The sequence below is a fragment of the Paenalkalicoccus suaedae genome, from assembly GCF_006965545.2.
Lineage (GTDB): Bacteria > Bacillota > Bacilli > Bacillales > Salisediminibacteriaceae > Paenalkalicoccus > Paenalkalicoccus suaedae.
Genome location: NZ_CP041372.2, coordinates 375,934 through 387,974 on the forward strand (window position 1 = coordinate 375,934; position 12,041 = coordinate 387,974).

Consider the following 12,041-nt stretch of genomic DNA (forward strand, 5'->3'; position numbering starts at 1 on the left):
CAACCTATCACAACAAATTGACGTCTATTTAGAGCAAGGAATAGACAGAATTCAACCGAACGAAGTAGAGACGCTCTTAAGAGACATGCTTATGCATATTGGAGATGCGGATCCAACATTACGAGATGAGCGCATCTACCCAATGTTTTGTCACATCATTGCAAGCGACTTATTATCGCCCGACCAATTTATGCACCTTTTACATACATGCTTAGGTGACAACCATCTTTTCTATCGAATAGGGGAGTCAGGCACAGACGCTGTTTTTACGCGATCCTTTACAGCGCTAGTTTTGGCGCAACTAGTAGAACGAGATAGGGAGCGTAGGCTTTTAAGTGAGGTAGACTTTCAACGTCTCGTCCGATTGAGCACAGATTACCTCCACCAGGAGCAGGACACGAGAGGCTTTGTCGAGCGCAAAGGCTGGGCGCACAGCATGGCCCACGGCGCCGACTTACTAGCGGCGATTTGCCGACATTCACTTACTCTGGAAGAAAATCATGCGACGATGTTAAATGCAGTTGCTGCCTGTTTAGGTAAAAAAGCTACCTACATAGACGACGAGGAAGAGCGACTGGTTTTTGTCATAGAGGCATTGATGAATCGAGGGCTGCCGGAGGACTCGGTAATTGTGTGGATCAAGCAAATGGAATGTAGTTTAAACGCCCTCCACGATAACGAAGGCTTTTCACGAAACTACTTCTACACGAAAAGAACGCTCACTGTATTTTTGCAGACGCTATATTTTAGACTTGCGTATCGAGACTTCGCGTTACAAACCCGCCAAGAAATAACAGACGTGTTGAAGGGATTCCATAAGGCAATATATGAACCTAATTAATAAGGCTTTTGCGCGTCTTAATTAGTAAGTTGGAATAGGAAGGATGTAGCTCGTTTAATGATACATATTATTACAGGTTTCATTGTGTTTGGAATTAGCTTCTTTTATTTAGCTGGACTATTAATCTTTGGACCTCAACCGCAGCTTGTTCCTATCGTAATCCCTTTTAGTATAATAATCTGGATCATTTTTTACGTAGGAGGATTGAAATGGAGCAGGTATGAAACAATTTTTAAAGCTGCGAATATAGTACTTGCTGGCGCCTTATTCATTTATTTTTTAATGGGTCAGGAAGGCTTGTAAAACAGGTTATTATGATTACAACATATGATAATGTCAGATTTAAAAATGGGAAATGAAGTTTCTAAAAAGGAGTGAATAACATGTCTGCTGAAGGATTCCTAAAAGCATTAGGGGCACCTGTAAGAAGAGCATTTGCTACTGAGGGAATTGATAAACTAATGAATGGATGTATTTTCTGTCAGGTAGAATTAGTCCCCGATCAAAACGTTGTATTAAGCAACGAGCACTGTATGTTTTTACAAGTAGATGAGGCGCAAATACGGGGAGTGCAGCTTGAGGGGGCTGGATTGATCGTACCTAAAGTACATAGAGAAACGACGTTTGATTTAACAGCCGAAGAATGGCAAGGGACATATAGTCTCTTGCATGAGGTCAAAAAGTATATAGATGAAGTGCATCAACCAGATGGATACAATCTCGGCTGGAACTGCGGAGAAGAAGCGGGACAGCATGTGTTCCATGCACATTTCCACGTAATACCAAGATATGCGGACGAACCACTCGCAGGGAAAGGGATTAGATATTTGTTTAAGAGTAAGGAGAATAATAGGGGCTAGATGAATGAGGGAATTCACTTAACCAACGTAGGTTTGTTTAAGAAGTATGCTGGAATTTTATGAAGGAAAGGGGAATTGGAATGGAACAGCACCTAAAACTTAAAGAACATTTATATTCTTTAGAAACCACTTTACTTAAAGGTGAAGTTCGTAAATCCGTTGAAATATTAAACGAGTTAATAGCAGATGATTTTGTTGAATATTCAAGCACAGGAGAGATTTACGATAAAGAAAATGTGTTAAGTCGCCTACCTAACGAAGAAGACCCACAAATTACATTGAGTAACTTTGAAATAAAGTACCTTTCACCAACTTCTGCACTAACTACATTTAAGGTATTTATAAAAAGAAACATGAAATACTCTTTACGAAGTTCTGTCTGGAAATTGAATGATGGGAAATGGCAAATGACTTTTCATCAAGGAACTGTAACTAAGCAATAAATTGAGGTTCGCCTATTAAACAAACAGAAGCGTTAGTTTAATAAGGCACTACTAACACTAATCTCTAAAAAGCAAAGGCAAAAATGATTTAAGCGGAGGAATAGAGATGGATCTAATAGTCGGAATATCTATTGTACTAATTGTGTTTTTCTCTTCAAGCATCATTGAGAAAAGATTAAAGTCTATTGAAAAACAAAACAATCGTGTAATAGAAATATTAGAACAAATACGAGATAAGAATTGAAAACTATTTTCCTATTAAAGGTGAAAGTGAAACATCATCAAGCTCTAAAACCCTAAACTAAAAGGAGCCATTCTTCATGACAAAAGGACTTATTCACCACGTTGAAATCTTTGTTTCAGACTTAGCTAAAACCGTTGATTTTTGGGACTGGTTTTTAAAGCGGCTAGGGTATGAATCTTACCAAGAATGGGAGCAGGGGCGCAGCTGGATCTTAGGAGATTCCTACCTTGTTTTCGTCCAAACGGAAGAGAGGTTTTTGGATGTGCCGTATCATCGCAGTCGCGTCGGATTGAATCATTTAGCGTTCCATGCGAGCTCGCGTGCGGAGGTCGATGAGGTGACGGAGGAGTTGCGAGCTAGGGGAGTGGCAATCCTGTATCAGGACAAGCATCCATTTGCTGGTGGGAAAGACTATTATGCCGTTTATTTTGAGGATCCGGATCGGATTAAGGTGGAGCTAGTGGCGCCTAATTGATAGAAGCAACATTTGCAAACAGATCGATTAAAACGTAGAGGGGAGAACCGATATGATCCGTATTGAAGATACTCATTTAACCGTCTTTCAAAGCTCTCTCTTTCAGACAAACGCGGCGATCATACATACAGATGACGTGATGATTGTAGCGGATCCCACTTGGTTACCGCATGAAATAGAGGCGATCAAGGCCTATGTTAACGAACGGCTGGGCCATAGGGAGCTGTATGTCATTTACACGCACAGCGATTTCGATCACATCATCGGATCAGGTGTATTTCCAAAAGCGACGGTTATTGCGACAGAGGAGCTCGCGAAAAATCCCGATAAAGAAGAAGCTATGAAGCAAATTCGGAGCTTTGATCAACAGTATTATGTAGAAAGGCTCTATGAGCCTGCGTATCCGTCGGTTGATATTCCGATCACACATGACGGACAGAGCGTGCAGCTAGGAGATATTAAAGCAACTTTTTACAAGGCGCCGGGCCATACTCATGATGGATTATTTACGGTGATAGAGACTTTAGGAATTTTCCTTTCCGGCGATTACTTGTCTGATGTCGAATTCCCGTTTATCTACAGTAGCTACAAGGATTATAAAGATACGGTGAGAAAAGCGAGTCAGATCGTGAAGAATCATGACATAAGCTACCATGTACCTGGGCATGGCACTGTGACAGCGGTCAAGCAAGAAATAGAGGAGAGAATCACCTTTTCTCACTATTATTTAGAGCATTTACTAGATGACAATGATGAGTTGGAGAAGCTTTGTAGGGAGAAGTTTCGCTTTTATGAAGGAATGCATGAGAGTCATTTACATAATAAAAAGATGGCGGAAATGAAATAAGATAAAAATAGGAGCACAGACCCGATGTCTGCGCTCCTTCGCTTTATTTTCTCAACAAAAGATACTACTCCTGAATCTCACTTACCTTCACGACTGCTTTACCTGTGTTCGCGCCTTTGAAGAGGTCGAGGAACGCATCAATCGTGTGGTCGAAGCCTTCGGTGATTGTTTCCTCATAGGTTAGCTTGCCCTCGCTTAACCAACCGGCCAATGCCTCGGCGCCCTCTTTGAAGCGGGAGGAGTAGTTGCCGACAGTAAAGCCTTGCATGAGGGAGCTCGTTTTGATGAGGTACCCTTGGACGCGTGGTCCGAGGTCCGGCTCCGTGTTGTTGTAGGAAGAGATCGCGCCACAAACTGGGATGCGAGCAAAGTTGTTAAGGAGCGGGAATACCGCGTCGCCAACCTCACCGCCGACGTTCTCAAAGTAGACGTCGATACCGTCTGGACATGCGTCTTTGAGTGCTTGCGCGATGTCTTCTGTCTTATAATTAATCGTTGCGTCAAAGCCGAGTGTATCCTTGAGATAGCTCGTTTTCTCGTCAGATCCTGCAATTCCAACGACTCGAGCACCTTTTAACTTGGCGATCTGTCCAACCACCGAGCCAACTGCGCCAGCCGCGCCTGAGACGACTACCGTCTCGCCTTCCTTCGGCTTGCCGATATCGAGCAGCCCGAAGTACGCCGTGAGCCCGGTCATACCAAGCACACTTAAATAGGCTGATGCTGGCGCCTGATGATGATCGACTTTGCGGACTTCGTTATCCTTCACGACCGAATATTCCTGCCAGCCGAGTGAGCCAATCACGACATCTCCTTCAGAAAATCGGTCGGAGTTTGACTTCTCTACCTGTGCAATCACAGCACTTGAGATAACCTCGCCTACTTCAAACGGAGGAATATACGACTTCCCTTCGTTCATACGACCACGTAAATACGGGTCGACGGATATGTATACCGTCCGAACGAGCACCTCGCCTTTATCAGGTGAACCGATCGGTGCCTCTACAAAATTAAAGTCCTCATAGGTCGGCGTCCCTTTTGGACGACGTCCGAGTTGAATTGTTTGTTGTGTCATGCCAATCCCTCCAATCAAGATACTTTCTATCTTACCCGAATTGGGTGGAGATGGAACGCGAGAGGGCTTGGAGAAATGTAAAAGCTTGTGGGATTGGGGAGAGGGTAAGTGGAATGGAGCTGATTTAGAGTTGATGCAGGGTGGGGGCGAAGTCCATAACTTAGAAATGCGGCACATAAATCTTGAATGGGGAACATAAAACTTAGATCGGGCACATAACTCGTCGTGCCCTGAGCACGAAGTCCATAACATTGAGATGAGGAACATAAAAGCCAGATGAGGCACATAACTAGTCTTGCCCTGAGCACGAAGTCCATAACATAGAAATGCGGAACATAAATCTTGAATGGGGAACATAAAACTTAGATCGGGCACATAACTCGTCGTGCCCTGAGCACGAAGTCCATAACATTGAGATGAGGAACATAAAAGCCAGATGAGGCACATAACTAGTCTTGCCCTGAGCACGAAGTCCATAACATAGAAATGCGGAACATAAATCTTGAATGGGGAACATAAAAGCGAGATGAGGCACATAACTAGTCTTGCCTTGAGCACGAAGTCCATAAAATTGAAATGCGGCACATTAATTTTGAATGGGGAACATAAAACTTAGATCGGGCACATAACTCGTCGTGCCCTGAGCACGAAGTCCATAAATTTGAAATGCGGCACATAAATCATGAATAGGGAACATAAAAGCCAGATGAGGCACATAATTCGGAAATGCGGAACATAACTCTCCTCCCCAAACCTAGTTTCATAACCATCCATAGGTTAATCCAAGTGAAAGTTACCTCAACTATCGCGAGAAAGGCAGTTAGATCTAAGAAAAGTGGCACTTCGCGCATTAAATGAGCGAAGCTCCAAGTCCTTAACGTTAAAAAATGGGAACAAAACTACGGTAACTTCTACACCTTCACTACAAGTAACTGAACCAATGCCAACCCAATTCCGCCTCCTAACACTCCCAGATACGTCAGCTGCGTTGCTTTAGGGGTACTTAATAGCCGTTCAAACGGATTACTCGCTGGTTGTCCGAGCCAAATAGCTATACGCATCAAGCGGTTTGGTCGTTTGATTGGAAATTCAGGTGGATATACGCGATACGTTTGTAGCCTTTGGTTCAGCTTCGGATCTTTATCTTTTGTCATCTAAAGTCCTCCTTTAACGCCTCTTTTAGGGTTGCTGTTGCCTTATGAAGTCGAGACTTAACCGTGCCTACGGGAATCTCTAATATAGAACCAATCTCTACTTGGGTTAGGTCGTGATAGTACGTAAGGATAATAACAGCTCTTTGTTTATCTGGAAGAGCGAGAACGGCATCTCGGACGGTCATTTGATCAGCAGTATCAAGTGTTTTTTCCTGCGAGGTATATAAAAAAGGCAGTATTCTTCGAAATGTCTTACGTCTGTTTAGCTTTGTAATCAGCAGCCGGTATGCTACTTGAAACAAATAATTTTTCATGCTGCCCTTTTCTTGGTTGTAGTTCCCTTCATATTTCTTCACGCGTTCAAATGTTTCCTGCACGAGATCAATGCTGAATTGCTCCTCATGCGTATAGCGAAACAAAAAAGAGTACAACGGACCTTTCATATCCTCATAAAGAGCATGTAACTCTTCCTCGGATAACACCTCACGCATCGCCTTCTCTGCCATCTGCGTCAAGCGACTCACCCCAATGCGCACGAATTGTTTTTAACGTGTTTGTAATACGGAAGAATAAGTAGGCAAGCAAGACAATAACCCATGCTTGGCTTTGATTGGTGAAAAATTGGACAAAAGGATTCTCAATTGTGACGCCGAAGGACAGTAGCATATTGAGAGTCTGCACACAAAGAATTAAGTAGATGGCCAAAATGACATTTAGCGTATCTAAACGATTCCATCTCAAGTAGATGGTCGCTTTTTTGTAATCGGTCTTTCCATTCACTTTAACTTTATGTGCGCGTTGGAATGGAATAGCGATACTTAAAATAACGGTAATCCAAATGAATGTGACAATGAGCGAAATAATGAATCCAATTCCCATAGTATCCCTCCAAATTTTTGTTTCTTACTGACTATACTGATGGGAGAGGGAGAAGGTTCATTTAAATAAGAAAATCTTTTTATATCTTCGACGCCCATACACAAAATAAACCGACACTACTAGCAAACTAATCGCCACGACATCAATGATTCGGACGACATAGGCACCGATTGCTGCAAGCGGCACGGGATCGATCGCATACCAGAATCCAACTAACAAAACGCTTAGCCCAGCAATCTGACTCCAGTAGACGAGCTTTTGACGCGTCGGAGCGTTTGCCCTTCTGTGTGAGCTGTATTTGGCTGTGCGAAACATCATATACGCTACGATCACCGTCAATCCCAACAGCGTGCTCCCATGCTGAAGGAGACTGTAAATAGGAATGGTGTAGTCAAAGACGTGCACACTGTTCCGCAAAAACGAGAGCTGTAGCACCATGAATCCTTCCTGGTGGGTAAAGGAATCCCACGTAACGTGGGTGAGCATGCCGAGTAAGGCGCTGTAGAGGAGGACGACGATTTTGAGTAACCCTTTCGGCTCGATTTTCTGTGAATAAGTATCCTGCAAAAATGTTGGGAGGTGTTGGAACAGGGTTTTATGGATGAACGTTTTGTATAGGATGTAGAGAATAATAACCATCGGCAGATTCAGCACAAAGAAGCCAGTCCAAGTGTGGCCGATGACACCGGCTGGCTGGCCGCGGAGGAAGTACTCGAAGTCTGGCGCCATGCTACCTAAAACGAGCGCGGTGAAGTCGATATATTTACTATTGCGGGAAAATGGTAGAACGGCGGCTGGATGTGCAAGTGTTAAGGGCATTGGGCTTCACTCCTGGGGAATTGCTTATGTAAGACTTAGAAAGAACTCTATTGCATACCCAACAAACATAAAGACAAAAAAGCTTGCAGCCATGATGGCGTTAAGGATCATCAAGAGATTATGGTTAGCTTTGTAGCCTAACAGGATTCCGACTGGATTGATGAGAAAAGTGAGTAAGAACAGGCTATTGGATTCGTTGAGTGCAATGTTTGGTATCCATGTTGCAGCTCCAATTAAAAAACATAAAAGTGATAGAGTGATGTACGATTTTTTAGACATGGTAGGTTTGATTCCTCTCTTTCCGTTTTATTCCATATTAGGATTGTAGCATATTTTGGGAAAATGTAGCTCTGTTTGAATCAATTTAGTAACGAGATTTAGATAATTTACTCTAGACGTACCCTTCTCCCAGAAGTAGCATAAAAGAGACGAGTGTTTCCTGTATTTTCAAAAAATAAAGGAGGTAGTTGAGATGATTCGTGAAGAGCTTTTAGAGGAGTTGGATCTTGGTAGGCGTTCGATGGCGGGGCTATTGCGTAAGTTGCGTGAGGAGGATTGGGCGTGGCGTCCGGCGGAGAATATGCGAAGTGTGAGGGAGCTTGCTGAGCATACGGCGGCTATTTTTGAGGTGGATTTGCACATTTGGCAGGAGCATGATCACGCGACGATTCAGAAGATTGAAAAGCGATATGCGGAGCTTGCGACTGCGGATGAGTTGATTGACGCGATGAACGAGGGGTTTGAGACGTACGAGAGCTACATGCTCGGTCTAACCGATGAGGAGTTTTTGACTAAAAAGACGACGCCATTCTATGCCGAGGAAGGCCAAACGCAGCTGCACTGGTTGGTAGAAGAGGTGTCACATTTCTTTCATCACCGCGGGCAATTTTTTACGTATTTAAAGCAGCGCGGCTATGATATATCGATGTTTGATTTATACGTGTAGGGGGGAGTGTTCATGCGATTTTCGACAGAGAGATTAGAGATTAGGCCGTTTATGGAGGCTGATCTGGCCGATGTGAGCCGGATATATATGGACGCGGCGACGTGCGAGTTTTTGCTACACGACGCGTGGACGGAGGAGACAATGCGCGAGAATTTTGCCAAAAAGCTTGAGCATACAACCCTTGCTCCGGGAGGAAACGTGAGCCTTGCCGTTGTACATAATGGCGAGGTGATTGGAGATTTGTCCGCGTGGTATACCGAGATGAAAGACACGGTAGAGATCGGATACAGCTTTTATCATGGAGCGGCTGGGCATGGATTTGCGCAAGAAGCGGTAAGGGGACTACTAGAAGCATTAGTCCGAGAGCGAGGCGTGCACCGCATCCAGGCAACGCTTGATGCAAGAAACGTAGGATCGAAAAAACTATGTGAACGCGTTGGGATGAGGCAGGAAGCGCACTTTATCAAAGACTACTGGAACAAAGGCGAATGGACAGACAGCTATGTGTTTGGTGTGTTGGGGGATGAAATAATAGTAGGGACAAATGAATGAGCAATATATATCAAAACCACTTTAGGTAGAAGTTATATCCTTTCGTTAGGGAGGTGAGATGGTGAGTGAGCAAAACGTCTTAAAGCGATCTATTAATTATATTGAAGAAAACTTACAAGAAGATTTGTCTTTGGAAGGGTTAGCGAAGTATGCTGGCTACTCTAAATATCATTATCATCGTAAATTTATGAAGCATATCGGTGTATCAGTGATGGAGTACGTGAGGTATCGAAGGCTTGCGATTGCATCACAGTTGCTCCTTTATACAGACGAGCGAATCTTGGACATTGCACTAGCGCTTCGCTTTGAAACGCAGGAATCGTTCTCGCGAGCCTTTAAAAAACGTTATCAATTGGCACCTGGTCAATATCGCCGGTTGTTGTCTCACCTTACAAAACAAAAGGAGGAAACAGGAATGGTAGCAGACCAACAAATTAAAGGGTGGGTGTTAAGCGGCAGTCACCCTTATAACTATGGAATCGGTGTAGATCGAGCCGTTGTTCATAAAGGACGTGCATCAGGTTATTTAAAGCATACGTCAACAGAGGAACATGGTGGATTCGGCACAATGATGCAGGAATTTCAGGCAAAGCACTATAGAGAGAAACGTATAAGGCTATCCGCATTTATTAAGTCGGAGGGTGTCGGTGTAAGTGCTGGTCTTTGGATGAGAATTGATAATACTCTAGGAGAAGTCCTGCAATTTGATAATATGAGCGACCGACCTATTACGGGATCTAACGAATGGACATACTGCTCCATTGTATTAGATGTACCAGACAATGCATCTATTATTGCATTTGGTATCTTGCTAAACGGACCGGGGAGCCTGTGGATTGATAGTATCTCCTTTGATGAAGTTGATACAAGCATAGCGACTACGAATTTGGACTTTCAGGCCATGACACCTGAAGAACCTGTTAATTTGTCGTTTGAGGAGGAGTGACATGCAACTTGTTAGTAGGAAAACTCTTTCGGATGAAACAGTCCGCAAATTTTTCGTGACTCATTGGGGAAGTTCCGAAATGGTTATCTCGAGTGGTGTATATCGCTGCGACGAGTTGGATGGTTTTGCCATGCAGGATACACAAGGTGACCTGCTCGGGCTTGTCACCTTTATTACATATGATAAAACGCTTGAGATAATCTCTCTTAATAGTGTGAGAGAGGGTGAGGGTGTCGGAGGCAGGCTTATGAAAGCGGTGGAAGAGTTCGCTCAGAGTATGAGCTTTAGTCGGATCTCCCTAATCACAACAAACGATAATTTACACGCGCTTCGATTCTATCAAAAGCGTGGCTATGTGCTGTGCGGCATCCATCTGGACGCAGTAGCTATGGCGAGAAAATATAAGCCAACGATTCCTCTAGTAAGTGAAGATGGTATTCCGATAAGGGATGAATTGGAGCTTGAGAAGGTGTTGGGAGAAGGAGTGTAGGGTTTCTATAGGCACATAACTGGGCCGAGCCAGAGCACGAAGTCCATAAAGATAAAACGTGGAACATAAAAGCAGGATGGGGAACATAACTTTGGAATGAGGCACATAACTGGATCGAGCCAGAGCAAGAAGTCCATAAAGGTAAATTGCGGAACATAAAAGCAGGATAAGGAACATAACTATAAAATAAAGCACATAAACTTACGATCAGGCACATATATTTACATTACCAACTTGATCAACGCATTTTTTATAAGAATTAGAGCAGTTACTCAACAAATGTATAAAGAGTAGCTCTCTTTTTCTCAAAAAAAGATTAAAAAATCTCAATGAACCAAAAGCCAGCTGCTAAAAGAGTAACAAGGCGGAAGCACATAGCAAATAAAAGTTCTTTTCATTTGTAAATGAATAGCATATAATGTACGAACGGGAGTTCCGATATTTATAGGAGGTGTTGGGTTAGTGATTCAAGATAGCACGCATGCACCAGTTCGATTTCATCAATTTGAAGCACTTCGGCGGAGGTTGTCACAAGAAAAATTTGCGATGTACGAGAGGGATTTTGCGTCGTACAAATCAGGGGTGACCGGAGAAAACAAATTTAAGGATTTTATGAATGGCATGCTACCAAAAGAAATGACCATGCTTTATGACTTACGGTTAGAATTACATGGGAAACACGTTCAAATTGATGCGTTGGTTCTTGCACCATCCTTTATGCAATTAATCGAACTCAAAAATTTTGCAGGTGAACTGACCATTTATCCAGCTTCGCAACAGCTCCAGCGAAATTTTAAGGGAGAGATCGAAACCTTTACTGATCCACTTGACCAGGCACAAACTAATGCTCGTAAATTACTCGAATGGTGCTCGAAAAACAAACTCGTGCACGCTAAAAACCTTCCAATTTACCCTCAAGTTATTTTCACCAACGAAAAAACACCTTACACCATCGAACCATTAAACTCACAGATTCAGCAATATTACATACGACCTCCAGCCTTATTGAAGAAACTCACGCAGTTGTCGGCTCAAAAAAATGAAGCGATTTTAGATGCGGCTCAAATTAATCAGCTTGCAAAAAAACTCAGGAAATCGAGCGAAGCCTATAGACCGAAGTATGAACAATTTTCTCACATAGATAGGGAGCTTATTGACGGGGTTCGCTGTCCAATTTGTGTAAATAAGCGAATGAATTACAAGCCAAGGAAAATTGTTTGGCATTGTGAAAGTTGCGGATTAGTGGATAAACATGCACATAAACAAGCGATTGCAGATTATGTATTTTTGATTGGAGATAAGGCTTCGAACAGAGATATGCGCGAATTTTTGCGTATCGAATCGCGCAAAACGATGTATCGAATGTTTAAAGAGCTTGATATTCCAGTTAAGGGCGAAAAACGGGGTGCGCATTACTGCTTAGAGAAGGTTTTTGATAAGGGTTGGTTAGCTAAATAGGTGATTGATAGA

General features: G+C 43.1%; 16 protein-coding genes. 10 read left to right on the top strand and 6 right to left on the bottom strand.

Annotation, left to right across the window (positions count from 1 at the left end; genetic code table 11):
• The first annotated feature begins 91 nt into the window (after window positions 1-91).
• The 5 genes from FLK61_RS02325 (at window position 92) to FLK61_RS02345 (ending at window position 3,710) form a co-directional block, all read left to right on the top strand.
• Window positions 92-841, top strand: coding sequence for a DUF2785 domain-containing protein (locus FLK61_RS02325; RefSeq protein ID WP_176007933.1), 750 nt, complete (start codon window positions 92-94; stop codon window positions 839-841).
• A 461-nt stretch (window positions 842-1,302) separates the two neighbouring features.
• Entirely contained in the window at window positions 1,303-1,701 is a 399-nt protein-coding gene (locus tag FLK61_RS02330) for an HIT family protein (protein ID WP_176011105.1), read from the top strand.
• Window positions 1,702-1,781: 80 nt separating this feature from the next.
• Window positions 1,782-2,144 (top strand): nuclear transport factor 2 family protein, encoded by a 363-nt coding sequence (locus FLK61_RS02335; protein ID WP_176007934.1) that lies wholly within the window; start codon window positions 1,782-1,784, stop codon window positions 2,142-2,144.
• Between the two features lie 320 nt (window positions 2,145-2,464).
• Window positions 2,465-2,863 (top strand): VOC family protein, encoded by a 399-nt coding sequence (locus FLK61_RS02340; RefSeq protein WP_176007935.1) that lies wholly within the window; start codon window positions 2,465-2,467, stop codon window positions 2,861-2,863.
• Window positions 2,864-2,915: 52 nt separating this feature from the next.
• Window positions 2,916-3,710 carry an MBL fold metallo-hydrolase gene (locus tag FLK61_RS02345; protein ID WP_176007936.1) on the top strand — a complete coding sequence of 265 codons (795 nt, stop codon included), beginning with the start codon at window positions 2,916-2,918 and terminating at the stop codon, window positions 3,708-3,710.
• Between the two features lie 64 nt (window positions 3,711-3,774).
• On the opposite strand, the gene FLK61_RS02350 is transcribed toward FLK61_RS02345, so the two are convergent.
• The 6 genes from FLK61_RS02350 to FLK61_RS02375 all read right to left on the bottom strand — a co-directional run bounded on the left by FLK61_RS02350 (window position 3,775) and on the right by FLK61_RS02375 (window position 7,916).
• Window positions 3,775-4,785 (bottom strand): NADP-dependent oxidoreductase, encoded by a 1,011-nt coding sequence (locus FLK61_RS02350; protein ID WP_430708784.1) that lies wholly within the window; start codon window positions 4,783-4,785, stop codon window positions 3,775-3,777.
• Window positions 4,786-5,696: 911 nt separating this feature from the next.
• Window positions 5,697-5,939 (bottom strand): hypothetical protein, encoded by a 243-nt coding sequence (locus FLK61_RS02355; RefSeq protein WP_176007937.1) that lies wholly within the window; start codon window positions 5,937-5,939, stop codon window positions 5,697-5,699.
• The gene (locus FLK61_RS02360) at window positions 5,936-6,430 is read right to left on the bottom strand and encodes an RNA polymerase sigma factor (protein WP_176011107.1); all 495 of its coding nucleotides are present in this window, start codon (window positions 6,428-6,430) and stop codon (window positions 5,936-5,938) included. Before FLK61_RS02360 ends, FLK61_RS02355 begins: the two co-directional genes overlap by 4 nt.
• Window positions 6,423-6,818, bottom strand: coding sequence for a group-specific protein (locus FLK61_RS02365; RefSeq protein WP_176007938.1), 396 nt, complete (start codon window positions 6,816-6,818; stop codon window positions 6,423-6,425). Before FLK61_RS02365 ends, FLK61_RS02360 begins: the two co-directional genes overlap by 8 nt.
• 57 nt (window positions 6,819-6,875) lie before the next feature.
• On the bottom strand, window positions 6,876-7,637 hold the full coding sequence (locus FLK61_RS02370; protein WP_176007939.1) for a DUF4184 family protein: 762 nt from the start codon (window positions 7,635-7,637) through the stop codon (window positions 6,876-6,878).
• A 24-nt stretch (window positions 7,638-7,661) separates the two neighbouring features.
• A complete protein-coding gene (locus FLK61_RS02375; protein WP_176007940.1) occupies window positions 7,662-7,916 on the bottom strand; it encodes a hypothetical protein in 255 nt (84 codons plus the stop codon).
• 193 nt (window positions 7,917-8,109) lie between these two features.
• On the opposite strand from FLK61_RS02375, the gene FLK61_RS02380 reads away from it, so the two are divergent.
• From FLK61_RS02380 to FLK61_RS02400, 5 genes are all read left to right on the top strand, one after another.
• Complete coding sequence (locus tag FLK61_RS02380) at window positions 8,110-8,583, top strand: DinB family protein (RefSeq protein WP_176007941.1); 474 nt, start codon at window positions 8,110-8,112, stop codon at window positions 8,581-8,583.
• A gap of 12 nt (window positions 8,584-8,595) precedes the next feature.
• Window positions 8,596-9,135, top strand: a complete 540-nt coding sequence (locus FLK61_RS02385) for a GNAT family N-acetyltransferase (RefSeq protein ID WP_176007942.1) — start codon at window positions 8,596-8,598, stop codon at window positions 9,133-9,135.
• 58 nt (window positions 9,136-9,193) lie between these two features.
• Window positions 9,194-10,081 (top strand): helix-turn-helix transcriptional regulator, encoded by an 888-nt coding sequence (locus tag FLK61_RS02390; protein ID WP_347338976.1) that lies wholly within the window; start codon window positions 9,194-9,196, stop codon window positions 10,079-10,081.
• A 1-nt stretch (window position 10,082) separates the two neighbouring features.
• Window positions 10,083-10,571 (top strand): GNAT family N-acetyltransferase, encoded by a 489-nt coding sequence (locus FLK61_RS02395; protein ID WP_176007943.1) that lies wholly within the window; start codon window positions 10,083-10,085, stop codon window positions 10,569-10,571.
• A 462-nt stretch (window positions 10,572-11,033) separates the two neighbouring features.
• Window positions 11,034-12,029, top strand: a complete 996-nt coding sequence (locus FLK61_RS02400) for a nuclease-related domain-containing protein (RefSeq protein ID WP_176007944.1) — start codon at window positions 11,034-11,036, stop codon at window positions 12,027-12,029.
• Window positions 12,030-12,041 lie beyond the last annotated feature (12 nt).